The 23,541-nt window shown below is 59.3% G+C and carries 21 protein-coding genes; 6 read left to right on the forward strand and 15 right to left on the reverse strand.

Annotated features, from left to right (window positions below; genetic code table 11):
• Position 1: 1 nt before the first annotated feature.
• From BUB53_RS05340 to BUB53_RS05350, 3 genes are all read right to left on the reverse strand, one after another.
• Positions 2-268 (reverse strand): DUF6455 family protein, encoded by a 267-nt coding sequence (locus BUB53_RS05340; RefSeq protein WP_073033519.1) that lies wholly within the window; start codon positions 266-268, stop codon positions 2-4.
• A gap of 85 nt (positions 269-353) precedes the next feature.
• A complete protein-coding gene (locus BUB53_RS05345; RefSeq protein WP_073033522.1) occupies positions 354-710 on the reverse strand; it encodes a YigZ family protein in 357 nt (118 codons plus the stop codon).
• The gene (locus BUB53_RS05350; RefSeq protein WP_073033524.1) at positions 707-1,420 is read right to left on the reverse strand and encodes a M48 family metallopeptidase; all 714 of its coding nucleotides are present in this window, start codon (positions 1,418-1,420) and stop codon (positions 707-709) included. The genes BUB53_RS05345 and BUB53_RS05350 overlap by 4 nt, the downstream gene beginning before the upstream one ends.
• A gap of 118 nt (positions 1,421-1,538) precedes the next feature.
• Here BUB53_RS05350 and BUB53_RS05355 point away from each other — a divergent pair, with 118 nt between their 5' ends.
• Positions 1,539-1,784, forward strand: a complete 246-nt coding sequence (locus BUB53_RS05355) for a hypothetical protein (RefSeq protein WP_073033526.1) — start codon at positions 1,539-1,541, stop codon at positions 1,782-1,784.
• A 12-nt stretch (positions 1,785-1,796) separates the two neighbouring features.
• Here the strand turns inward: BUB53_RS05355 and BUB53_RS05360 are convergent, their stop codons facing one another.
• Positions 1,797-2,060, reverse strand: coding sequence for a DUF167 domain-containing protein (locus BUB53_RS05360; protein ID WP_073033528.1), 264 nt, complete (start codon positions 2,058-2,060; stop codon positions 1,797-1,799).
• A gap of 113 nt (positions 2,061-2,173) precedes the next feature.
• Between BUB53_RS05360 and BUB53_RS05365 the strand changes: the two genes are divergently transcribed.
• Together BUB53_RS05365 and BUB53_RS05370 are read left to right on the forward strand one after the other, a co-directional pair.
• Complete coding sequence (locus BUB53_RS05365) at positions 2,174-2,752, forward strand: nitroreductase family protein (protein ID WP_073033531.1); 579 nt, start codon at positions 2,174-2,176, stop codon at positions 2,750-2,752.
• Complete coding sequence (locus tag BUB53_RS05370; RefSeq protein WP_229709420.1) at positions 2,749-3,447, forward strand: EI24 domain-containing protein; 699 nt, start codon at positions 2,749-2,751, stop codon at positions 3,445-3,447. The genes BUB53_RS05365 and BUB53_RS05370 overlap by 4 nt, the downstream gene beginning before the upstream one ends.
• Before the next feature lie 31 nt (positions 3,448-3,478).
• On the opposite strand, the gene BUB53_RS05375 is transcribed toward BUB53_RS05370, so the two are convergent.
• Together BUB53_RS05375 and mce are read right to left on the reverse strand one after the other, a co-directional pair.
• Positions 3,479-3,778, reverse strand: a complete 300-nt coding sequence (locus BUB53_RS05375) for a DUF1467 family protein (RefSeq protein WP_073033534.1) — start codon at positions 3,776-3,778, stop codon at positions 3,479-3,481.
• Positions 3,778-4,182 carry a methylmalonyl-CoA epimerase gene (gene mce / locus BUB53_RS05380; RefSeq protein WP_073033537.1) on the reverse strand — a complete coding sequence of 135 codons (405 nt, stop codon included), beginning with the start codon at positions 4,180-4,182 and terminating at the stop codon, positions 3,778-3,780. The genes BUB53_RS05375 and mce overlap by 1 nt, the downstream gene beginning before the upstream one ends.
• Before the next feature lie 148 nt (positions 4,183-4,330).
• On the opposite strand from mce, the gene BUB53_RS05385 reads away from it, so the two are divergent.
• Positions 4,331-5,053: a response regulator gene (locus BUB53_RS05385; RefSeq protein WP_073033539.1), complete on the forward strand. Its 723-nt coding sequence runs from the start codon at positions 4,331-4,333 to the stop codon at positions 5,051-5,053.
• Here the strand turns inward: BUB53_RS05385 and BUB53_RS05390 are convergent.
• The gene (locus BUB53_RS05390) at positions 5,050-5,757 is read right to left on the reverse strand and encodes a GNAT family N-acetyltransferase (protein WP_073033541.1); all 708 of its coding nucleotides are present in this window, start codon (positions 5,755-5,757) and stop codon (positions 5,050-5,052) included. The two genes, BUB53_RS05385 and BUB53_RS05390, sit on opposite strands and share 4 nt — an antisense overlap.
• Positions 5,758-5,845: 88 nt before the next feature.
• The gene (aspS, locus tag BUB53_RS05395) at positions 5,846-7,624 is read right to left on the reverse strand and encodes an aspartate--tRNA ligase (protein ID WP_073033552.1); all 1,779 of its coding nucleotides are present in this window, start codon (positions 7,622-7,624) and stop codon (positions 5,846-5,848) included.
• 254 nt (positions 7,625-7,878) lie between these two features.
• Here aspS and BUB53_RS05400 point away from each other — a divergent pair, with 254 nt between their 5' ends.
• Positions 7,879-9,111: an SAM-dependent methyltransferase gene (locus BUB53_RS05400; protein ID WP_073033741.1), complete on the forward strand. Its 1,233-nt coding sequence runs from the start codon at positions 7,879-7,881 to the stop codon at positions 9,109-9,111.
• A gap of 7 nt (positions 9,112-9,118) precedes the next feature.
• On the opposite strand, the gene BUB53_RS05405 is transcribed toward BUB53_RS05400, so the two are convergent.
• Entirely contained in the window at positions 9,119-10,246 is a 1,128-nt protein-coding gene (locus BUB53_RS05405) for an aminodeoxychorismate synthase component I (protein WP_073033563.1), read from the reverse strand.
• A 186-nt stretch (positions 10,247-10,432) separates the two neighbouring features.
• On the opposite strand from BUB53_RS05405, the gene carB reads away from it, so the two are divergent.
• Positions 10,433-13,729, forward strand: a complete 3,297-nt coding sequence (gene carB, locus BUB53_RS05410) for a carbamoyl-phosphate synthase large subunit (RefSeq protein WP_073033564.1) — start codon at positions 10,433-10,435, stop codon at positions 13,727-13,729.
• 455 nt (positions 13,730-14,184) lie between these two features.
• Here the strand turns inward: carB and BUB53_RS05415 are convergent, their stop codons facing one another.
• The 6 genes from BUB53_RS05415 to BUB53_RS05440 all read right to left on the reverse strand — a co-directional run bounded on the left by BUB53_RS05415 (position 14,185) and on the right by BUB53_RS05440 (position 23,539).
• On the reverse strand, positions 14,185-15,876 hold the full coding sequence (locus tag BUB53_RS05415) for an ABC transporter ATP-binding protein (RefSeq protein WP_073033567.1): 1,692 nt from the start codon (positions 15,874-15,876) through the stop codon (positions 14,185-14,187).
• Between the two features lies 1 nt (position 15,877).
• Entirely contained in the window at positions 15,878-17,320 is a 1,443-nt protein-coding gene (locus BUB53_RS05420) for an ABC transporter permease (RefSeq protein ID WP_229709418.1), read from the reverse strand.
• A 13-nt stretch (positions 17,321-17,333) separates the two neighbouring features.
• Positions 17,334-18,290 carry an ABC transporter permease gene (locus tag BUB53_RS05425; protein ID WP_073033569.1) on the reverse strand — a complete coding sequence of 319 codons (957 nt, stop codon included), beginning with the start codon at positions 18,288-18,290 and terminating at the stop codon, positions 17,334-17,336.
• A 209-nt stretch (positions 18,291-18,499) separates the two neighbouring features.
• Positions 18,500-20,110, reverse strand: coding sequence for an ABC transporter substrate-binding protein (locus BUB53_RS05430; protein WP_073033571.1), 1,611 nt, complete (start codon positions 20,108-20,110; stop codon positions 18,500-18,502).
• A 206-nt stretch (positions 20,111-20,316) separates the two neighbouring features.
• Positions 20,317-21,927, reverse strand: coding sequence for an ABC transporter substrate-binding protein (locus BUB53_RS05435; RefSeq protein ID WP_073033573.1), 1,611 nt, complete (start codon positions 21,925-21,927; stop codon positions 20,317-20,319).
• A 298-nt stretch (positions 21,928-22,225) separates the two neighbouring features.
• A complete protein-coding gene (locus tag BUB53_RS05440; protein ID WP_073033575.1) occupies positions 22,226-23,539 on the reverse strand; it encodes a replication-associated recombination protein A in 1,314 nt (437 codons plus the stop codon).
• Positions 23,540-23,541 lie beyond the last annotated feature (2 nt).

Consider the following 23,541-nt stretch of genomic DNA (forward strand, 5'->3'; position numbering starts at 1 on the left):
CTCATATCCGTTTCCCGGCTTTCAGCGCCGCGAACAAATCACTGTTGCGACACATCCCCGGCGGGGCATCGGCCCCCTCATCGTTCAAAGCAAGCCAGTGAACACAATCTTCAGGCCCCGCGCATCCCGTACAGTTCAGGACCGCATCGCTGATCCCGTCAAAGTCGATTTTGCCTTCCATGACCTTTTCTTCCAGATCGACCCCGAGTGCGTTGGCCATCCGATCAACCAGTTCCGCATGGCGTTTCAGCGTAATGGATGTGGACATTCGGACGCTCCCTTTTCTTGCGCCCTCATAGTATGGGCACAAGCCCAAGCGTAAATCACACCGCCTGCCGGAACCTTGACCTGAGTCAATCGCCGAACCTGTCCAGGTAGGCTCGCACACAGTCCTGCACGTGCCGGAAGCGATCCCCGCCCAGATGTTTTCCGCCATACCACCGCGTAACCACGATTACATGATCCCGAATATTCGCGCGTTCCAGCATGCGTAAAATGACCATGCCAGCCCCGGATTCGCCATCATCGCCTTTCAACGGCGTCCCGTCCGACATCAGAGCCGCCCAGGTATTATGCGTGGCCTTGGCGAACTTCTTGTCCCGCTTGAGGGCTTTCAGAAATCCCTCGATTTCCGCGCGATCCGCGACAGGGCCACCCGATACCGCGTATTTGGACCCGCGGTCGCTGATCACACCTGTCAGTTGGTTCATCGCAATTGGGCATCGACGCGGCGCACGGTTTCGATACGCTGCGCATTGGGCGGGTGAGTTCCAAGGAACCGGTCGCCCGGATCGGGGATACGGCTAAAGAAGGCTGCACCGCGCACCGGATCATAACCTGCGGCCCTTGTAATCACCGTTCCCAGTGCATCGGCCTCAAGTTCGAATTCCTTCGAATAGCTGCGCGCGCCCACCGATGCCCCCAGATCCGCAGCCGTGCGGACGGCATCCGCGCTGGCCCCACCGAGTGTCGCCAACCCGCCCAGCAAAACGGCCCCGGCCATGGCGTTCTGCTGTTGGCGTGGAATATGCCCGGCAATGTGGTGCGCTGCCTCGTGCCCCATGACAAAGGCCAGTTCGTCACGGTTGCGCACTTCCGCAATCATGGGAAGCGTGAAGGCGATGATCGGACGCCCTGATTTGTCGAGCGTCTGATAGGCGTTCACTGGCTGGTTGGGGCGGTCATCCACCACGATGCGAAAATCACAATTCGTCCCCGCTGCGGTCCGGCTGCGGCACACATTCTCGGCCACCGGCTCGACCGAGTTCACGACCGACACGAACTGATCCACCTTCGCGCGCGTCGGCATCGAGGACGCTGTCGGGGGGGATGTCGGCGCGGGGCGCGACGGGGCGCCGGTTTCGGTCGCAGGCACACAACCAGCGAGGCCGATCAGGCAAAGAATGGCGATCAGGCGCATGGGTAAGCTCCAAATTTCCTTTGGCCCGGAATCTAGCAGGTTTTCAGGCCGCTGGAAGCCCCCACCCCAGGAAGCATACGGCGGTTGCAAAGTGCCGCCAACAGGTTAGGCTGGACCCATGTTTTCGATTGAACATGAATTCGACGCCACCGTGGTGACGCTTGTGGATGACGGCAATACACCGTTGCAGGAGGATGTCGTCATAAATGCCTTTGAAGAATGCGTCACGGTCGAACAATACGATCCGCGCACGGATACCGTCAGCAAAATCACCCTGTCTATGGCACAGCTGCGCGATCTGAGGGCGGCGCTGAACCTGCCCGAGGGCGTCTACACCATCGGCCCTGACGGCAAGTCATCGTAACGCTCATAATCCTCAAGCCTCATCAATCCTGAACACTTTGTCTCGGGATTTCTGGCCCTGTGTCAGCGTCAAGCGGGATTTCGGAAGCCCGAGGGCCTTCGCCAATAATTTCTGAACGGCTGTATTGGCCTTGCCGTCCTCTGGCGGAACCGTGACATAGATGCGAATATCGCCTTCGGGGGCGATGACGATACGATTGCGCGACGCCTTGGGGGTAACGCGCACGGCGATGAGTGCACCGGGCAAAGCAAGATGGCTGAGCATCGGATCCGACATGGCCCCTGCATACGTGATCCGATCGTTACACACCAGATGGCACATGCGGGCTTGACCCCATGCGCCCCCGCCCCGACATGTAGGGCTCAGGATCAAACAGCGACAGGATCAACATGCCAGCCCCCAATCCAGATGCCTTGGACTTTCTTCTGACACGACGCTCACGCCCGGCCAAAACGCTTTCCGCTCCGGTCCCCACGCGCGAAGAGTTGCTGCCGATTCTGGCGGCAGCGGCCCGCAGCCCCGATCACGGCAAGCTGGAACCGTGGCGCTTTATCGTTCTGGAACGTCCGGCACTGGACCGGCTGGCCGAACTGGCCGGTGCGCACGGACTTTCCCTGGGCCGGGACGAGGCCGACATCACGAAAGGGCGCAAGCAGTTCGAAGACAGCCATCTGGCCGTGGCGGTGATCGAAGTTCAGAAGCCGTCGGACAAGATTCCGTCGCTCGAGCAGACCTATTCGGCCGGAGCGGTTTGCCTTGCCCTGCTCAATGCCGCACTGGCCTCGGGATGGGGCGCGAACTGGCTGAGTGGCTGGCCCGCGCATGATCGCGGTTTTGTGGAAACGGGTCTTGGGTTGGGCATGGACGAGCGCGTGGCCGGGTTCATTCATATCGGCACAGAAACCGCCGCGCCGCCCGAACGGCCCCGCCCCAATCTCGACCAGATTGTCGAATGGGTGTCAGAATGATTTTCACATCCTTTTTCAAAGCCCTGTCCCAAATCGGCGACCCTCGTTTCCGCAAGGTTCTGTGGCGGGGCATCGGATTGACGCTGCTGCTTCTGGCCGGGATTACCGCGCTCCTGGTCTGGGGCGTGGGCTGGATGGTTGGCGATAGTGTCACCCTGCCGCTTTTGGGCGAGGTGCAATGGGTCGACAACGTGATCAGCTGGGCCTTTGTGGCGTTGATGTTCGTCATGTCGGTCTTCCTGATGGTGCCCGTGGCATCGGCCTTTGTGTCCATGTTCCTGGATGAGGTCGCCGAGGCCGTCGAAGACCGGCACTATCCAAACCTTCCAAAGGTCGCTGGCGTGCCGCTGCGCGATGGCATCATCGACGGTCTGTCGGCCATGAGCGTTCTGGTCGTGGCGAACATTCTGGCACTGCTGTTGACACTGGTATTCCCCATGGCCGGTTTGCCGGTGTTCTATGCGGTCAACGGGTTTCTTCTGGGGCGGGAATATTTCACCGTGGCCGCGATGCGGCGTTTGGGCCGGGCCGGCGCCACGCAGATGCGCAAGAAGCATGGCCTGACGATCTGGATGGCGGGAGTGCTTATGGCCTTACCGCTGACCGTGCCGATCCTCAACCTCGTGGTGCCGATCCTTGGGGCAGCCACGTTCACCCATCTGTTTCACCGAATACAGGCGCGTGCGGCAAGATGATTGGATCACAGGCTCAAACTGAATGCGCGTGTTACTCGGTTTCGCTGTACCACATGCTGTTTCCGGGCCCGAGCCGGTGAAACAGGTCGATGTCACGCACCGAGATCACGCCAGAGATGATCGTTCCGCCAATGATCACCCAAAGAACCGTTGCAATCCCCGTGGTGATCCATGCCTTTTTCCTGAGATGATGCTTTTGCGGTGAGCCCGCATGCGTGCCGGGCACGATTTCCCCCAGATCGCCCTGTGTTTCGATACGGATCGGGATCACGATCAGAAAGGTCATGAACCAGATCACCATGAACAGAACGATGGCCGAAGCGATGCTCATCAGACTTGCTCCAACTCCACGAGCGTGCCCTGAAAATCCTTGGGATGCAGGAACAGAACCGGCTTGCCATGCGCTCCGATCTTGGGCTCACCTGAACCTAGGACACGTGCACCGCTTGCCTTGAGCGCATCACGCGCTTCGATGATGTCTTCGACCTCGAAGCACATGTGGTGAATACCGCCCGATGGATTCTTTTCCAGAAAACCATTGATCGGGCTGTCCTCTCCCAAGGGATAAAGCAGTTCGATCTTGGTGTTTGGCAGTTCGATGAAGATGACGGTCACGCCATGATCGGGCTCATCCTGAGGGTCCCCGACTTTTGCACCAAGCGCGTTGCGATACTGGTCGGCCGCAGCCTGCAGGTCTGGCACGGCAATGGCGACATGGTTCAGGCGTCCGATCATGGTTAATTCCCTTTGGTTTGGTTGCGCCCGTTATGGAGGTACGCGTCCGCCGAGGCAAGCGACAGGGGGACGCAACCACGGAATTAACCGCTCATTAGCCAAGGCTGGCCTAGCCTCTGCAAAGAACCTGTAGCCTGAGGATCATGACATGGATAAGTTCGAGACGTTTTCACCCTTCCCTGCCCCGACAAATACGCGCCCCTTGCTGGGGCTGACGATTCTTCTGGTCGAGGACAGCCGCTTTGCTTCCGAGGCCATGCGCCTGATGTGCCTGCGCAGCGGCGCGCGCCTGCGGCGGGCGGATTGCCTGTATGCGGCGCGCCGCCATCTGAAAGTCTATCGCCCATCGGGCGTGATCGTTGATATCGGCCTGCCCGACGGATCGGGGCTGGAGTTGATCGAGGAGCTGAGCACAACCAGCCCCCGTGTGGGAATACTGTTGGGCCTGAGCGGCGATCCCGATGCCGCGGACAAGGCCACAGCGGCCGGGGCGGACGGGTGCCTCGTCAAACCGTTGCACAACCTGGCGGGTTTCCAACAGAAAATCCTTGCCGCCCTTCCCACCGAGCGTCAGCTTGCCGGGCCTCGCGCCCTGACCGACGAGGTCATCGAACCCGACCGGACGGCCTATTGCGATGATATGAGCCGCGCGGCAAACCTGCTGAATGTTCCCGGCGACGAGGGCATTCTTGATTACGTGGCACAGTTCCTTGGCGGCATTGCCCGGTCTGCCGGGGACGACCAACTGGCCGATGCAGCGCGCAACCTGGCCCATAGTCGACGCAACGGCACACCGAGCGATTTACTGGCCGCCACCGCACGGGTTGGGACCCTTGTGCAGGATCGGATGCAAAAACGCGCTGCGATCTAGGTATTCGAAGCCGGAACCAACGCCTGTGCGGTCAGATCGCTCAGGCGGCTATTCTGACCTCCGGCAGCATCGAAATTGTCCGGTGCCAGCCAGGTCGCGTAGGCCGTGCGCAACGCGGGCCATTCGCTGTCGATCACCGCGAACCACGCCGTATCGCGGTTGCGCCCTTTGACAACGGTGGCTTGCCGGAAGGTCCCCTCATAGGTAAATCCGAACCTTTGCGCCGCCCGCCGAGAGGGCGCGTTGAGCGCATCGCATTTCCATTCGAATCGCCGATACCCCGCGTCGAACGCCCATTGCATCATCAGGAAAATTGCCTCGGTCGCGGCGCGGGTACGCTGAAGGCATGGTGCCATGGCGATATAACCGACCTCAATCGACCCCGAAGCGGGCTTGATCCGCAGGAAAGACGCGAACCCGCCCCAAACCCCTGTATTGCGGTCAAAGATCGCGTAAAACAGAATATCGTCGCGGGCGGTCGCGGCCTGCATCCAGTCGGCAAACGCCTCGGGCGTCGCAAAGGGACCGTCGGGCATGTAATCCCATACCCAGTCATGCCCGACAAAGGCGTCATACAACGCTTCGGTGTGCGTCGTGGCGGAAAGCCGTTCGAGCAAGGCAAAACGCCCCTCCAACCGATCAGGGCCGGGGCATGGCGGCGTTTTCCAGTTTCCGACTGGCGGGCCAAGGGGGCGGTCTGTCATGAAAGGCTCCGGAGCAATGTCGGCGCAGCATAGGAACCGGAGCAACGCATGAAAAGGGCGCATCGTTCAGATGCGCCCCTGATCATGATCAATCCTGCTGTTCGATGACCCGCAGGCTGAGATCCATCAACTGGTCGCTGGTGGGCTCAGAGGGGGCATTCATCATCAGGTCTTCGGCCCGCTGATTCATCGGGAACATGATGACTTCGCGGATGTTGATTTCATCGGCCAGCAGCATGACGATCCGGTCGATCCCCGCAGCGCAGCCGCCGTGGGGCGGTGCGCCATACTGGAACGCGTTGACCAGACCGCCAAAGCGTTTGTGGACCTCGGCCTCGTCGTAACCGGCCAGTTCGAACGCCTTGATCATGATGTCCAGCTTGTGATTCCGGATCGCGCCCGAGACCAGCTCATACCCGTTGCAGGCAAGGTCATACTGGAAGCCCAGAACGTCGAGCGGATCGCCGTCAAGTGCATCCCGCCCGCCCTGAGGCATCGAGAACGGGTTGTGCGAGAAATCCACCGCACCGGTTTCGTCGTCTTTCTCGTACATCGGGAAATCGACGACCCAGCAAAAGGCGTAGCGATCTTTTTCCGTCAGGCCCAGTTCCTCACCGATGACGTTGCGGGCACGACCGGCCACCGCCTCGAAGGACGAGGGCTTGCCGCCAAGGAAAAATGCGGCGTCGCCCTTGCCGAGGCCAAGTTGCAGGCGAATGGCTTCGGTGCGTTCGGGGCCGATATTCTTGGCCAGGGGGCCAGCGGCCTCCACCCCGTTTTCGCCATCGCGCCAGAAGATATAGCCCATACCCGGCAATCCCTCTTTCTGGGCATAAGCATTCATGCGGTCGCAGAACTTGCGGCTGCCGCCGGTGGGCGCGGGGATGGCGCGAATTTCGGTGCCGTCCTGCTCCAGCAGCTTGGCGAAGATGGCAAAGCCCGATCCGCGGAAATGCTCGGATACGTCCTGCATCTTGATCGGGTTGCGCAGGTCGGGCTTGTCGCTGCCGTACCACAGCGCCGCGTCACGATAGGAAATATGCGGCCAGTGCTTGTCGACCTTGTGGCCACCGCCGAATTCCTCGAACACGCCTTCGATCACCGGCTGAATGGTGTCGAACACGTCCTGTTGTTCGACAAAGCTCATTTCCAAGTCGAGCTGATAGAAATCGGTGGGCGAGCGGTCGGCGCGCGGGTCTTCGTCGCGGAAGCACGGCGCGATCTGGAAATACTTGTCGAAACCCGACACCATGATCAACTGCTTGAACAGTTGCGGGGCCTGCGGCAGGGCGTAGAACTTGCCGGGATGCAGGCGTGAGGGCACCAGAAAGTCGCGCGCGCCCTCGGGCGAGGATGCGGTGATGATCGGCGTCTGGTATTCGCGAAACCCCTTGTCCCACATACGGCGGCGGATCGAGGCGATCACGTCCGAGCGCAGGGTCATGTTGCGCTGCATCTCTTCGCGGCGCAGATCGAGGTAACGATAGCGCAGGCGGGTTTCCTCGGGGTATTCCTGATCGCCGAAAACCATGAGGGGCAGTTCGTTTGCACTGCCCAAAACCTCGATATCGCGGATGAACACCTCGATCTCGCCGGTGGGGATCTTGGGGTTGATCAGGCTGTCGGCGCGCGCCTTCACGTTGCCGTCGATACGGATGCACCATTCCGAGCGGACCTTTTCCACCTCGGCAAAGACCGGGCTGTCGGGATCGCACAGAACCTGGGTGATGCCGTAGTGGTCGCGCAGGTCGATGAACAGAACCCCGCCGTGATCCCGGATGCGATGCACCCAGCCAGACAGGCGAACGGTGTCGCCCACGTTGGATTTGTCGAGTTCGGCGCAGGTATGGCTGCGATATGCGTGCATGACGTCCTCTCTGGCCCCGGTGGGCTGCGTGGCTTGGTTCGGGCCGATACACCTTGGCAGAAGACCAAAGTCAAGGGGCGGGCGGGCGCGCATCCGGCATGCGGTGCGTAAAATCGTTTGCAGACAGGGTTTTCTTGGGCAAAAATATGGACATCGGGCAGAAAAGCCGGGGCAACCCGGACAACCGTCGGCAGGTTTCGTATCTCCGTATGACCGCGCCAGATGCAGGCGCATTTGCATGGGGGTGGAAGGAAATGTGGACGAAAGCGCTGGACAGGTTGCTGGAGCACCTGTTCCGAAACGGTGATCTGAAGATCGTGTTTCCCGACGGGACAGCACGGCGATATGGCGACGGAACCGGGCAATCCGTGTCTGTTACGCTGCTTGATGACAGCCTGCCCCGCCGGATCATCCTGTCGCCGGACATGGCTGTAGGCGAAGCCTATATGGATGGCCGGCTAACCATCGAGGACGACGACCTTTATGGTTTTTTGGCGCTCGCCATTGGCAACATCGCAGCCAACGGGCAACCGTGGTTCCGCAAGCCGCTGGTCATGGGCCGCCATCTGCTGCGCCGCCTGGAACAGTTCAACCCGATGAGCCGCGCACAAGCCAATGTCGCGCATCACTATGATCTGTCCGGCGAATTATACGATCTGTTTCTGGACCGTGATCGGCAATACTCCTGCGCCTATTTCCGAAATCCCGACATGACGCTCGAAGAGGCGCAAGAGGCCAAGAAACACCACATCGCCGGCAAGCTGCTGATCGAACCGGGCATGCGGGTTCTGGATATCGGCTGTGGCTGGGGCGGTATGGGGCTTACGCTGGCGCGCGACTATGGCGCCGAGGTTCTGGGCGTGACCCTGTCAAAGGAACAGCATGCCATGGCCAATGCCCGCGCCGAAAAGGCGGGGCTGGCGGATCGCGCAAAGTTCGAATTGCTGGACTATCGCAAAGTCGATGGACAGTTCGACAGGATCGTTTCGGTCGGCATGTTCGAACATGTGGGCATTCCGCATTATACCGAGTATTTCCGCAACGTGTCGGAGCGTCTGGCTCCCGATGGCATCGCCCTGATCCATACCATCGGGCGGGCCGAGCCACCGGGCACGACCAGCCCCTGGATCACCAAGTATATCTTTCCAGGCGGCTATGTTCCGTCGATGTCCGAAGCCATGAAAGCCATCGAGAAACAGCCGCTGTATACGACGGATGTGGAAATCTGGCGGCTTCACTACGCAGAAACCCTGCGCCATTGGTACGACCGCTTCACCGCCAATATCGACAAGGCCCGCGCGCTTTATGACGAACGGTTCTGCCGGATGTGGCGCTATTACCTTGTGGCCTGCGAACTGACGTTCCGGCTGAACCGGCAAGTGGTGTTCCAGTTTCAGCTTTCACCCAAGCAAGACGCGGTGCCGTTGACGCGGGATTACCTGTACCCGGACGACGGGAAAAACACGCTGCGGCACGCGGCCGAGTGAGTGCACTTCAACCCCGCCCCGACACAAGACGGCTAGCGAAACGGGCTTTCCACAACGCCTCTTCGTATTCCAAAGCGGCGGTGCTGTCATAGACCACGCCCCCTCCCACGTTCAGCGTTGCGCATTCACCGTCCAGCATCAGGGTACGAATGGCCACATTGAATTCGGAGCGCCCGTCCGGCGCGGCCCAGCCGATGGAACCGCAATAGATATCGCGCGGTGACGGTTCCAGTTCGGCCAGGATTTCCATGGCGCGCAATTTCGGCGCGCCGGTGATCGACCCACAGGGAAACAGCGCACGGAAAATATCGGACATACCCTTGCCCGCCTGCATCTGCCCGACAACCAGCGAGGTCATCTGATGCACGGTTTCATAGCTTTCGACCTTGAACAGTTCGGGTACGCGCACGCTGCCGGGGGTACAAATCCGGCTGATATCGTTGCGCAACAGATCGACGATCATCAGGTTTTCAGCGCGGTTCTTTTCGTCCGTGGCCAGAAAGGTGCGGTACTGGGCATCCTCCACCGGATCGTCGCTGCGCGGCTGCGTGCCCTTCATGGGCCGCGTTTCGATCTGCCCCTGCGCATCGGTGCGAAAGAACAGTTCGGGCGAGCGTGACAGGATCGCGGGCAGGCCTTTTGCCTGGATCAATGCGCCGAAACGCACGGGCTGAACCCTGCTGAGCGCAGCATAGAGCGCCTGCGCCCCGCCCCTGGCGCGCATACGCAGCGGGAATGTCAGGTTCGCCTGATAGATATCCCCTGCCCCGATATAGTCATGCACGGTCTGAAAGGCGGCAGCGTAGTCCTGTTCTCTCCAGTCCGGGAGAAGGTCGTTCAGGGTCACGTCAGTCAACGGCAAATCGCCCGCCTCGTTCGGTGGGGTGTCATAGACCCCAAAGCGCAACAGCGGCAGGCGGCATCCCTTGGGCATCAGCGCCTCGAGACGCGGCTCAAGCGCGTAGCCAAGCTCATAACTTGCGAACCCGGCCAACCACTTCCCCGCATCGCGCGCCGCATCCAGGGCCAGCAACGCGGCAGGCACATCCGCGATCCGGGACGCCTCGATGATCTGCCGCGGGCGGGCGAAGACCGCCGCATTCCCATCCGGTCCATGATCAAAGCGAATCTGCACTGCGTCTTTCCTCGGGCTCTGGTGGCGCGTATGTAGAACCTACAGGTGGAAAACACACCCTCAAAAGCGGCCTTTCGACCTTGTTTTGCGATCCCCCTTGCAAGCGGTCGCGTGATGGATATAACGCCAACAATTTGCGCACGCCCCATTGTGACGGTGCGCCCGCTCAGCTGCCCGAGGATCACCATGCCGAAAAGAACTGACATCTCGTCCATCATGATCATCGGGGCGGGCCCGATCATTATTGGCCAGGCCTGCGAATTCGACTATTCCGGCGCACAAGCCTGCAAGGCCCTGCGCGAAGAAGGCTACCGGGTGATCCTGGTCAATTCCAACCCCGCAACGATCATGACCGATCCGGGGCTGGCCGACGCCACCTATATCGAGCCGATCACCCCCGAAGTCGTGGCCAAGATCATCGAAAAGGAACGCCCCGACGCGCTCCTGCCCACGATGGGCGGGCAGACCGGCCTGAACACCGCACTGGCAGTGGCGGATATGGGCGTGCTGGACAAGTTCGGCGTCGAACTGATCGGCGCCAACCGCGAGGCCATCGAAATGGCCGAGGACCGCAAGCTGTTCCGAGAGGCGATGGACCGGCTGGGCATCGAAAACCCGCGTGCCACCATCGCCAACAACATGGACGAATGCATGGCCGCACTCGAAGACATCGGCCTGCCCGCTATCATCCGCCCCGCTTTTACCCTTGGCGGCACCGGGGGCGGCGTGGCTTATAATCGCGACGATTACGAACATTACTGCAAGACCGGGCTGGATGCTTCGCCGGTCAGTCAGATCCTGATCGACGAATCCCTTCTGGGCTGGAAGGAATACGAAATGGAGGTCGTCCGCGACAAGGCGGACAACGCGATCATCGTGTGTTCCATCGAAAACGTCGATCCGATGGGCGTGCATACCGGCGATTCGATCACCGTGGCCCCTGCCCTGACGCTGACCGACAAGGAATACCAGATCATGCGCAACGGCAGCATCGCCGTTCTGCGCGAGATCGGTGTCGAAACCGGCGGCTCCAATGTGCAGTGGGCAATTAACCCCGAAAATGGCCGCATGGTGGTGATCGAGATGAACCCGCGCGTGTCGCGCTCGTCCGCGCTGGCCTCCAAGGCCACCGGCTTTCCGATTGCCAAAATCGCCGCAAAACTTGCCGTGGGTTATACGCTCGACGAGTTGGACAACGATATCACCAAGGTCACACCGGCCAGCTTCGAGCCGACCATCGACTATGTGGTCACCAAGATACCGCGCTTCGCCTTCGAAAAGTTCCCGGGCTCGCAACCCAACCTGACCACCGCCATGAAATCCGTGGGCGAGGCGATGGCGATCGGCCGCACGATCCACGAGTCCCTGCAAAAGGCTCTGACCAGCATGGAAACGGGGCTGACCGGTTTCGACGAGGTCGCTATCGAGGGCGCGCCGGACAAGGCCGCCGTCATCAAGGCAATCAGCCAGCAAACCCCGGATCGCATGCGCACCATCGCGCAGGCCATGCGCGAAGGCCTGAGCGACGATGAAATACAGGCCGCAACAGCCTTTGACCCATGGTTTCTGGCCCGCATCCGCGAAATCGTCGAGGCCGAGGCCGACATCCGCGAAACCGGCCTGCCGCAGGACGAAGAAGGCCTGCGCCGTCTGAAAATGATGGGGTTCAGCGATGCGCGTCTGGCCAAACTGACCGGCTTTACCGAGGCCGACGTCCGCAGCCGGCGCGTGGCCGCCGGTGTGACCGCGGTATTCAAGCGCATCGACACCTGCGCCGCCGAGTTCGAGGCGCAAACGCCCTATATGTATTCCACCTACGAGGCCCCGATGATGGGCGAAGTGGAATGCGAGGCGCGTCCATCGGATCGCAAGAAAGTGGTCATTCTGGGTGGTGGCCCTAACCGGATCGGCCAGGGGATCGAGTTCGACTATTGCTGCTGTCACGCCTGTTTCGCGCTGAGCGACGCCGGGTACGAAACGATCATGGTCAACTGCAACCCGGAAACGGTTTCGACCGACTATGACACAAGCGACAGGCTGTATTTCGAACCGCTGACGTTCGAGCATGTGATGGAAATCCTGCGGGTCGAGCAAGAAAACGGCACCCTGCATGGTGTGATCGTGCAGTTCGGCGGCCAGACCCCGCTGAAACTGGCCAACGCACTCGAAGCCGAGGGCATTCCGATCCTGGGCACCTCGCCGGACGCTATCGACCTGGCCGAAGACCGCGAGCGGTTTCAGGCACTGGTCAACCAGTTGAAGCTGAAGCAGCCCAAGAACGGCATCGCCAGCACCGATGCTCAGGCCCTTGAAATTGCGGAAGGTATCGGCTTCCCGCTCGTAATCCGCCCGTCTTATGTTCTGGGGGGCCGCGCAATGGAAATCGTGCGCGACACGGCCCATCTTGAACGCTACATCGCCGAGGCGGTCGTCGTTTCGGGTGACAGCCCGGTGTTGCTGGACAGCTACCTGTCGGGTGCTATCGAATGCGACGTGGATGCCCTGTGCGACGGCGAAACCGTGCATGTCGCCGGGATCATGCAGCATATCGAGGAGGCCGGCGTTCACTCGGGCGACAGCGCCTGTTCCCTGCCCCCTTATTCCCTAAAATCCGACACCATCGCCGAAATCAAACGCCAAACCGAGGCACTGGCCCTTGCTCTGAACGTGCGCGGATTGATGAACGTCCAGTTTGCCGTGAAGGATGACGAGATTTACCTGATCGAGGTGAATCCCCGCGCCAGCCGGACGGTTCCCTTCGTGGCCAAGGCGACGGATTCGGCCATTGCCTCGATCGCCGCACGCCTGATGGCCGGTGAGCCGATGGCGAACTTCCCGCATCGCGGCCCCTATCCGGCCGACGCCAGGCCCGGCACGTTGCCAATGGCCGACCAGATGACACTGGCCGATCCGGCAATGCCATGGTTTTCGGTCAAGGAAGCAGTGTTACCCTTTGCCCGCTTCCCCGGCGTGGATACCATCCTCGGCCCCGAGATGCGTTCGACCGGCGAGGTGATGGGGTGGGATGTCTCCTTCCCGCGGGCCTTCCTCAAGGCGCAATTGGGGGCTGGCAGCGATCTGCCGTCAGGTGGCAAGGTGTTCTTTTCAATCAAGGATGCGGACAAGACTCCACAACTGGTGGACACAGCGCGCCTGCTTGTCGATATGGGCTTCGAACTGGTCGCGACACGTGGCACCGGCGGTTTCCTGGCCGAGCATGACATCGCCTGCGAGATGGTGAACAAGGTTTACGAGGGGCGCCCCAATATCGTTGATATGCTGAAGGACGGTCAGATCGCGCTGGTCATGAACACCACCGAAGGCACACAAGCGGTAGAAGACAGCCGCGAGATTCGCTCGGTGGCGCTGTATGACCGCATTCCCTATTTCACCACTGCCGCCGGTGCACACGCCGCGGCACAGGCGATCAAGGCCCGCGATGAAGGTGAGTTGACGGTCATGCCACTGCAAGGAATCGCCTGAGACCGCACCAACGCAACATTCAAGCCTTTGATATTTTTGGATTAACCTCCAGAAACGTCGCTCAAAGCGAAATCTATGCTGTGGATGCCAAGCTGCCATGCATAAACCGCATGGATTTTAAACAGCTTTTTGATTGCAAGGTGCGATTTTTCGACTATGTGCGGAATATGGACGTGAGACACGCCCGACTCAACCGCAACCTCGATTCATCAGGAGGCTGACATGACCCGCGACGAACTGAACCGCGAATTGCGTATGCACAGTGCTTCCTGGCCGGCGGTACTCATCGTGTACGGCATCATCGTGGCGACGATGGTGTTCAGCGCGATGTCCATCACCTGATCCAAGGCATGTATTGGCCAGGGGCCTTTTTCCGGCTCCGGGCACGCATTTCAGAATAGATACGGCGGATGGCGTTCCCTCCATCCGCCGTTTTCCTTTATGATTGTCTGCCCTCAGATATTCGTACCCTGCACCTTGGCATCGTCGGGATCAATCTCAGACGATGCCGCCTCGCCCACGTTGTCGACACCGCGTTCTTCCAGAAGGGTCGTCAGCCAGTCGGGGTCCATCTCGGGAACCGAACTGAGCAACAGATCCGTATAGGGGTGATGCGGAGGCTTGAACATTTCGTCCTTTGGCCCCTGCTCGACCACCTTACCGTGCTGCATGACCACCACCTCGTCAGCGATGGAGCGCACTGTCGCCAGATCGTGGGTGATGAACATGTAGGCAAGATTCAACTCCTTTTGCAGGCGATCCAGAAGGCGCAGAATACCCTCGGCCACCAGTTGATCGAGGGCCGATGTCACCTCGTCACAGATGATGAAAGTCGGGTTTGCCGCCAAAGCCCGTGCAATACCGATCCGCTGCTTCTGACCACCGGACAGCTCGGGCGGATAGCGGTTGTAGAACTTGGACGGTTCCAGTTCGATGAGGTCCAGCAACTCATCGACACGACTTTTCAGTTCGCTCCCCCGCAAGCCCTGATAGAATGCCGCCGGGCGCCCAATGATCTCTGAAATCCGCACCTTGGGATTTAGTGCCGTATCGGCCATCTGATAGATCATCTGGCACTGGCGCAACTGATCCTTGGTTCGGTTCCGATAATCCGGCGGGAAAGGTTCGCCCTTGAACAGAACCTCGCCCTTGCTCGGTGGCAACAACCCGGTGATCACCCGTGCCGTTGTCGATTTACCCGAGCCGGATTCCCCCACGACGGCGACGGTCATGCCCTCGTAGACATCGAAACTGACATCATCGAGAACTTTCGCGCCTCCCGTATAGGACGCATCGACATTGCGCACCGAAATCAAAGGCACGCCATCCTTGGGCCGGCTTTTCTGAGGTCGCTTGAAGCTGCGGACCGCCCAGAGACTTTTGGTATAGTCCTCCTGCGGGTTGTCCAGCATCTCCTTTGTCGTGGCCTCTTCGACCTCTTCGCCCTTGAGCAGCACCTTGATCGTGTCGGCCATCTGGGCCACGACCGCTAGGTCATGGGTGATATAGATCGCCGCCGTATTGAACTGATCCACGATATCGCGGATCGCGGCCAGCACTTCGATCTGGGTGGTCACGTCGAGGGCGGTCGTGGGTTCATCGAAGATGATCAGGTCAGGACGGCACGACATGGCCATGGCCGTCATCGCACGCTGCAACTGCCCACCCGACACCTGGTGCGGATAGCGAAACCCGATTTCCTCGGGATTCGGCAGGCGCAGGCGATTATACAGGTCAATCGCGTCTTCCTGGGCCTCCAACCGCTTTTTCAACCGGTATTGAAGCGGTGCTTCGGTGTGCTGGTCGATGATCTTGTGCGCCGGATTGAACGAGGCCGCCGCCGACTGCGCCACATAAGCGATGCGGTTGCCGCGCAAGCTGCGCTTTTCCGCCTCGGTCGCGGTTGTCAGTTCCATACCGTCGAACTCAATCGACCCGCCTGATATCCGCGTGCCGTCGCGGGCGTACCCCATGGCGGCAGCGCCGATGGTGGACTTGCCCGCACCCGATTCACCGATCAGGCCCAGAACCTCGCCGCGATGAAGGGTCAGATCGACACCCTTGATGATGTCGACCCATTGTTCATCGGAATAGCCCTGAATTTGCAGATCCTTGATCTCGAGCAGGACTTCTTTTGATTTTACCATCTTATTTCTCCTTCAGGCCCGAGGAACGGAACAGCATCCAGTCCACCACGAAATTGACCGAGACAGTCAACAGCGCAATGGCCGCCGCCGGGATCAGTGGCGTGATGTCACCGAACGAGATCAGGGTTGCGTTCTCCCGCACCATAGACCCCCAGTCCGCCGTCGGCGGCTGGATACCGAGGCCCAGGAAGGACAGGCCCGCAACCAGCAGGAACACGAAGCAGAACTCCAACCCGAATTCGGCGATCAAGGGCGCGGTGGAGTTGGGCAGTACTTCTCGGCGTACCAGATACCACTTGTTTTCTCCACGTAGCCGAGCGGCTTCAATGTAATCCATTACGGCAACATTCCCAGCTACCGCTCGTGTCAGTCGATACACCCTTGGTGCATAAATAATTGCGACGACGAGTATAAGCACCACATAGGACGCGTCGAATAACGAAGCCATCCCAACTGCGAAGCCAAGTACGACAACGGTACCGGTAAGCGAGCCAAACAACCACCCGGCCACACCTTGAGCAGCAGCGGCAAGTACGAGCATCCCAATGAGGAAACCGATAAATGCCATCATAGCAGAACTCATGACAAATTCTGCAAGCTCCTGATTTCCGTTAAACAAGTCCAGCCACTCCTGACTGTCTTTGAGAGCACTAAACACTGATACCATCAGGAGAGAAAAAATCAGCGACGGGATTGACATAATAACATCGGCAACACGCGACAAAACCTGATCGAGCAATCCTCCATTCACTGCCGCCAACAGACCTGCCATCGCCCCAAGAATGAATGCTAGCAATGTCCCCATAAGCGCCAGTGAAACAGAGTTGCGTGCGCCGTATATGATCCTACTGAAGATATCACGGCCCAACTGATCGGCTCCAAGCAACATATTCCCATCCGCAGGGGCAAAAGCCGATGCTATTACTTCAGCCTCACCATATGGCGCAATATAGGGGGCAAAGATGCCCGCAATCGCATAAGTAAAGATGACGAACATTCCAAAAGATGCAGTCAAGGGCGCGGTGCGCAACTCTTTTGCGATCTCTGTTGTCATCGCTATCATGAGAACTGCCAGAATAAACAAGGCAATGGCGATTTCCTTGAGCGGCCATCCCATTATCGCAGACACAATGAATAGTACGACCGGGATCAAGAATCCGCTATAGAGCAGAGGCGGTGCCGCGGCGAAGGAACTACCCACATTGCTTTCTGCCAGCTGGATAAGAAACTCACGAAAGGCGTAAGACACCATTGCAGTCAGGCCAAGAAGCCCAGTGCACACGGCAACCGCTTTGAGCATACCTACACCTCCGACGATACCCAGTACAAAAGACACCAGCGTCAGAGAGAACAGCAACAGGAACCAAGTGCGCTTGTTGAAATAGGCCGCCAGACACGAGGCGATCAGGAGAAGGGTATAGTAGACGATTACGAAAAGGTTCATTGATCTGCCCCCCTCACTTAGGATGCCGCAGACGCGGATTGGTCAGGATAGCCCCGACATCTGCCGCGAGATTCAGCAGGATGAAGGTCGCCGCGAAGATCAGGCAGCACGCCTGCACAACGGGGAAGTCGCGCTTGGACACCGCATCGACCAGTGCCTGGCCGATCCCCGGATAGACGAACACCACCTCGACCAGCACAACACCGGTAATCAGGTAGGCAAGGTTCAGCGCCACGACGTTGATGATCGGCGCCCATGCATTCGGCAATGCGTGCTTGACGATCACTTTCCATGGCGGCGCGCCTTTCAACCGCGCCATTTCAATATAGGGAGATGCCAGCAGGTTGATGATCGCAGCCCGTGTCATACGCATCATGTGCGCCGTCACCACCAGAACCAGCGTCAAGGCCGGCAGGAACGTACGGTAGAGAAGGTCTCCGAGACTCATCCCCTCGCTCAGGCTGGAGATTGCGGGAAACATGCCCCACTTGACCGAGAAGTAGAGGATCAGAATATACCCGAGAAAAAACTCGGGGGACGAGATCGAAGTCAGTGTCAGCACATTGGCCACCCTGTCGAACACCGAATTGCGCAACAGCGCCACGATGATGCCAAGGACAATCGCGAACGGCACGGCGATCACCGCGGCATAAGCCGCTAGGAACAGCGTATTCATGAACCGCTCGCCAATCAGCGTGGTCACACGTTCCCCGGTCACGACCGACGAACCGAAATCAAATGTCACCGCGCCGCTCAACCATTCGAGATAGCGCACGATCGCCGGTTTGTTCAGGCCCATCTGCTCGCGCAATGCGGCAAGGTTTTCTTCGGTCGCACCCTGACCCAGAACCGCCTGAGCGATATCGCCCGGCAGCAATTCGACCATGAAGAAGATAATGATCGAGATCACGAAAAGAATGATCAGTCCGAGACCGAGCCGTCTTCCTATCAGCCCTAGAATGTCTCCCATCTGTCCCTCCTGCTGTTGTGCCTGCGTCTTGGGAATCTTCTGGTTCCCGGCGCATGGCCGAACAGATTAGTTCTTGTTTCCCTGCCCCGGTTTTGATCTGCATTTACTTTGTCCGGGGCGGTTTTTGGCCGGGTGAGCGAGGCTGGGACGCCCGTTACACACCCGGCAGCGAGCAGGCCCGGCGCTTTCGCACCGGGCCGTCCTGTCGTTTAGCTACCGAACCACCAACGGCTGCAAGCGCGCGCGCCGTCCATCTGCCAGCTCGGCGCCAGATCGGGGCCGTGCTGCACATTCTTGCGGCGGGCATAGACGAAATTCGAGAAGAACGGGATCAGCGTGCCGCCATCGTCACGAGCCAGCATCGCCATTTCACGATACATCTCGGCACGAAGGTCGTTGTCCAGCTCACCCTTTGCCTGAAGCAACAGTTCGTTGAAACGTTCGTTCTGCCAGTGGCTTTCGTTCCAGGCCGCATCGTCCTTGTAAGCCAGCGAGTACATCACGTCCGGGGTCGGACGCGCGCCCCACTGTACCACGCACCACGGATCTTTCAGCCACACATCCGAATAGTATCCGTCGCTTGGCGAACGATTGACCCTGATGTCGATCCCGGATGCCTTGGCCTGCTCGGAGAACAGAACGCACATATCGACCGCCCCCGAAAAGACCGAGTCAGCCACCTTGAGTTCGACAGACAGCCCCTCGGCCCCGGCCTTCTTCAGCAGTGACTTGGCCTGATCCGGATCGTATTCGCGCTGCGGGATATCCTCGGGCCAATAAGGCATCGCGGGCGAATGGTGGAAATCATTGCCTGCCGTCGCAGTGTTGAACGTGATTTTCTCGATCACTTCCTGACGGTTCATGGACAGCTTGATGGCATTGCGCACATCGACATTGTCGAACGGCGCCTGATCGCAGAACATCGGCATCGTGATCGCCGCCGCCGACGGTACATTGTCGATCTCGATATTCGGATCGCGCTGTAACAGGGCCAATGTCTTGAGCTCGATCTGGGTAATGCCATCGACATCACCGGTCACAAGCGCAGTCTGGCGCGCATTCGGATCGTTGAGAACGGTAATCGTGACCTCGTCGAAATACGCACCCTCCAGATGCCAGTCGTCGTGGCGCACCAGATGGTAATTCACACCGAACTCGGTTTCGACCAGCTTGTACGGGCCGCACCCGTCGCCTGACTGCCAGTTCAGCGTGCCATCCTCGTTGGCAGGACAGATCGCAAAGTGGTAGTCCGTCATCAGCCAAGGCAGATCCGCATTCCCCGAGCCCAGCTTGATGGTGATCGAATGATCGCCGTTATCGGTAACGTCCTCGACATCCGTCAATAGCGCCTTCGCCGCCGATGTGGAACTTTCACCCCGGTGATGGTTCAGCGAGGCGACGACATCCGCGGCCGTTACCTTTTTACCGCTATGGAACGTCGCTCTGTCGTTCAGTTTGAACGTCCATTCCCTGGCATCCGGCGTGGCCGACCATTCAGATGCAACATCCGGCCCGAGGGAGCCATCGGACTCGATCAGGGTCAGATAGCTGCGGAACGTGTGGATCAGCATGATTGTCGAATAGGTCACATAAGTGCCCGGATCATGGCTGTCCGACGTATTGCCGTCATGTGCCCCAAGACGAAAATGACCGCCCTGCGTGGGGGCGGCGTTGGCTTGTGTGGTCCACAGGCCCGTTGCTGCCGAGGCAGACAGACCTGCTGCCATCGAATAGTTCATGAAGGACCGGCGTGATACCTTTCCCTCACGGGCGGCATCTGCAAGCCGGTCAATAAGACCCTGATCTTTTACGGTTTTCATGTCGTCTCCCTAGATGGCTTCTGAGCGCCTCGCTCATGCTGCGTACCGGTACCGCGGCAAGGCGCACTTATTTGCTTTTTCTTACCCGTCATACAGCGGGCCAACTGGTTACTTTCTTCTGATCTTACCCCCTTGTTCTTTGCTTCATACCTGCAGAAGGGAAAGGTCCGGCGCCCTGTCGGCGCCGAACCTGAATTATTCCACGATCAGCTTGCGAACCACCAACGGCTGGGTGCCCGCGCACCATCCAGTTCCCAACTGGCCGCCAGACTATCGCCGCGCATCACGTTGCTGCGGCGCGCGTAGACGAAGTTGTTGAACATCGGAATGATCGTGCCGCCATCATCGCGGGCAAGCATCGCCATCTCGCGATACATTTCCGCCCGCAGGTCGTTGTCCAGCTCGGACTTGGCCTGAAGCAGCAGTTCGTTAAAGCGCTCATTCTGCCAACGGCTTTCGTTCCACGCCGCGTCAGATTTGTAAGCCAGTGTATACATCACGTCAGGCGTCGGGCGCGCGCCCCAGGATACGGCGCAAAACGGCTTTTTCAGCCAGACATCCGAATAATAGCCATCGTTCGGCTCACGCACGACCCTCACATTGATCCCTGCCGCCTTGGCCTGCTCGGCATAGAGCACACACATATCCACCGCACCCGAAAACAGACTGTCAGCCGTGGAAACGTTGACGGTAATCCCCTCGGCACCGGCCTTCTTCAGAAGTGATCTGGCCTGATCCGGATCGTATTCCCGCTGCGGGATATCCTCGGGCCAATAGGGTTGTGCCGGCGAATGATGGAAATCGTTACCTTTGGTCGCGGCGCCGAAAGCGATTTTCTCGATAATCTCATCGCGGTTCATCGACAGTTTCAGCGCATTCCGGACATCCACATTATCAAATGGCGTGGTATCGCAGAACATCGGCATGGTGATCGCCGCCGCCGAAGGAACGTTCTCGATCTCGATATTCGGGTCCCGCTGCAACAATGCCGATGTCTTGAGGTCGATCAACGAAACCGCATCCACATCACCCGTCACCAGTGCGGTCTGGCGCGCATTCGGATCGTTCAGGACCAGCATTTCAAGCGCGTCGAAATAGGCGCCTTCCAGATGCCATCCGTCGTGGCGGCTCAGCGAGAAGCCAACACCCCATTCCCCCTTGTCGATCTTATAGGGGCCCGAGCCATCACCGGATTCCCAGTTTGCACTGCCATCCTCGTTGGCCGGACAAACGGCAAGGTGGTAGTCGGTCATCAGCCACGGCAGGTCGGCGATGCCGCTTTCCAGCGTGACGATCACCGCATGATCACCATCGGCCGCAATATCGGTCACCGATGCCAACAACGCCTTGGCCGCGGATGTCGACTTGTCACCGCGATGGTGATTCAGCGATGCAATAACGTCCTCGGACGTCACTGGCTTGCCACTGTGGAATACGGCATTCGGATTGATCTCGAACGTCCAGACCGATGCGTCTTCATTGGCCGACCAGCTGCTGGCAAGGTCCGGCCCCAGAGAACCGTCAGACTCGATCTGCGTCAGGTAGCTGCGGTACTGGTGAGCAAGATAAATCTGCTGACGCGACACATATTGCCCCGGATCGTGCGTGTCCGAAGAATTGCCGTCATGCACACCGAAACGGAAGGTGCCACCACGCTGAGGCGCCGCATTGGCAGCGCTTCCCCAAAGACCGGTCGCCGCCGATGCGGTTACCCCTGCGGCCATCGAATAATGCATGAAGGACCGCCGGGAAATGCGCCCTTCACGGGCGGCATCCGCCAAGCGGTCCATCAATGGCTGATCGCTAACATGTTTCATATTTTCTCCCTGGATTTGCCGGGTTAGGGCCGGTCTGTGTAGCTGTATTATACAGCTTCACTCCGGATTGACATATCGGGTAGCCCAATAACGACATGTACCAAACAAAACACGAAATCCGCCCCGCTTCTACCCTCTAGGTGCTGGTTTCAAATTTTTTTTTATGTTTATCCGATAGATAAAGAAACTATGCAGCATAATGCGCCGACAAAACCCGCACTCCAGCGCAAGCAACTATTCCAAAAGCGACATCAAGACGCCCTGATCAGAAGATCAAATCCGATGGCTTGCCTGTAATTCAGCTCGATTCCCGGCGCGTCCGAAGACGGGAAAAGTAATCAAGGCGCTTCTTCAATTCGCGCTCGAAACCACGCTCGACAGGCTGATACAGAACAGGCCGTTTCACCCCTTCCGGAAAGTAATTCTGACCCGAAAAACCATCTTCGGCATCATGGTCATAGGCGTAGCCTGCGCCATATCCCTGCTCTTTCATCAGCTTCGTCGGCGCGTTCAGAATATGCCGGGGCGGTGGCTCGCTTCCGGTCTTCTTCGCCTCGCGCATGGCCGCCTTGAAAGCCGCATAGCCCGCATTCGACTTGGGAGCGAGCGCAAGGTAGATCACCGCCTGCGCCAGGGCCAGTTCGCCTTCGGGGCTTCCAAGGCGTTCGTAGGTTTCCCAGGCATGCAGGCAAATGGTTTGCGCGTGGCTGTCGGCAAGGCCGATATCCTCGACCGCCATGCGCGTGATACGCCGCGCCAGATAACGCGGGTCCTCCCCCCCGGCCAGCATCCGCGCATACCAGTACAAAGCTGCATCCGGGTCGGAGCCGCGCACCGATTTGTGCAGGGCCGAAATCAGATTGTAATGCTCATCCCCGCCCTTGTCATATTTCGCCGCCCGCCGCATCAGCCGCGCCCCAAGGGCCTGTGCATCCAGTTTGCCGTCCACCTTCCAGGCAGTGACCTGTTCGATCAGGTTCAACAATGCACGCCCGTCGCCATCGGCCATTTCCAACAGCGCCTCACGCGCCGGACCGTCCAATGGCAACGGCTTACCCAGCTCCCCCTCGGCCCGCTGCGCCAGCCGCTCCAGATCGGCCAGGTTCAACCGTTCCAACACCAATACCTGCGCACGGCTCAGAAGGGCGGCGTTCAACTCGAAGCTGGGGTTTTCCGTAGTCGCCCCCACCAAAAGGATCGTTCCATCCTCCATATGGGGCAGAAAACTGTCCTGCTGGGCCTTGTTGAAGCGATGGATCTCATCCACGAACAGCAACGTCCCCTGCCCGTTCGCGCGGCGATGTCGGGCCTCCTCAAACACCTTTTTCAATTCGGCAACGCCGCTGAAAATGGCGCTGATCTGTACGAAATGCAGATCGGTTTCATCGGCCAGAAGCCGGGCGATGGTGGTCTTGCCCACCCCCGGCGGCCCCCAGAACACCAGTGACGACAGGCTCCCCGAACCGAGCATGACCCCAAGCGGGGCCTCAGCCCCGAGCACCTGTTCCTGTCCGATGACGTCGGACAGGCTACGCGGGCGCAAACGATCGGCCAGCGGGCGGGGGGCGCTGTCGGGGGGCGTTTCGCCGGGGGTGTCGAAAAGATCGGCCATGG

It is taken from the genome of Roseovarius pacificus (genome assembly GCF_900142665.1).
Lineage (GTDB): Bacteria > Pseudomonadota > Alphaproteobacteria > Rhodobacterales > Rhodobacteraceae > Roseovarius > Roseovarius pacificus.

Coding starts and splice junctions, on each gene's coding strand:
- BUB53_RS05340 (WP_073033519.1), bottom strand. CDS start 268: ATGTCCACATCCATTACGCTGAAACGCCATGCGGAACTGGTTGATCGG.
- BUB53_RS05345 (WP_073033522.1), bottom strand. CDS start 710: ATGAACCAACTGACAGGTGTGATCAGCGACCGCGGGTCCAAATACGCG.
- BUB53_RS05350 (WP_073033524.1), bottom strand. CDS start 1,420: ATGCGCCTGATCGCCATTCTTTGCCTGATCGGCCTCGCTGGTTGTGTG.
- BUB53_RS05355 (WP_073033526.1), top strand. CDS start 1,539: ATGTTTTCGATTGAACATGAATTCGACGCCACCGTGGTGACGCTTGTG.
- BUB53_RS05360 (WP_073033528.1), bottom strand. CDS start 2,060: ATGTCGGATCCGATGCTCAGCCATCTTGCTTTGCCCGGTGCACTCATC.
- BUB53_RS05365 (WP_073033531.1), top strand. CDS start 2,174: ATGCCAGCCCCCAATCCAGATGCCTTGGACTTTCTTCTGACACGACGC.
- BUB53_RS05370 (WP_229709420.1), top strand. CDS start 2,749: ATGATTTTCACATCCTTTTTCAAAGCCCTGTCCCAAATCGGCGACCCT.
- BUB53_RS05375 (WP_073033534.1), bottom strand. CDS start 3,778: ATGAGCATCGCTTCGGCCATCGTTCTGTTCATGGTGATCTGGTTCATG.
- mce (WP_073033537.1), bottom strand. CDS start 4,182: ATGATCGGACGCCTGAACCATGTCGCCATTGCCGTGCCAGACCTGCAG.
- BUB53_RS05385 (WP_073033539.1), top strand. CDS start 4,331: ATGGATAAGTTCGAGACGTTTTCACCCTTCCCTGCCCCGACAAATACG.
- BUB53_RS05390 (WP_073033541.1), bottom strand. CDS start 5,757: ATGACAGACCGCCCCCTTGGCCCGCCAGTCGGAAACTGGAAAACGCCG.
- aspS (WP_073033552.1), bottom strand. CDS start 7,624: ATGCACGCATATCGCAGCCATACCTGCGCCGAACTCGACAAATCCAAC.
- BUB53_RS05400 (WP_073033741.1), top strand. CDS start 7,879: ATGTGGACGAAAGCGCTGGACAGGTTGCTGGAGCACCTGTTCCGAAAC.
- carB (WP_073033564.1), top strand. CDS start 10,433: ATGCCGAAAAGAACTGACATCTCGTCCATCATGATCATCGGGGCGGGC.
- BUB53_RS05415 (WP_073033567.1), bottom strand. CDS start 15,876: ATGGTAAAATCAAAAGAAGTCCTGCTCGAGATCAAGGATCTGCAAATT.
- BUB53_RS05420 (WP_229709418.1), bottom strand. CDS start 17,320: ATGAACCTTTTCGTAATCGTCTACTATACCCTTCTCCTGATCGCCTCG.
- BUB53_RS05425 (WP_073033569.1), bottom strand. CDS start 18,290: ATGGGAGACATTCTAGGGCTGATAGGAAGACGGCTCGGTCTCGGACTG.
- BUB53_RS05430 (WP_073033571.1), bottom strand. CDS start 20,110: ATGAAAACCGTAAAAGATCAGGGTCTTATTGACCGGCTTGCAGATGCC.
- BUB53_RS05435 (WP_073033573.1), bottom strand. CDS start 21,927: ATGAAACATGTTAGCGATCAGCCATTGATGGACCGCTTGGCGGATGCC.
- BUB53_RS05440 (WP_073033575.1), bottom strand. CDS start 23,539: ATGGCCGATCTTTTCGACACCCCCGGCGAAACGCCCCCCGACAGCGCC.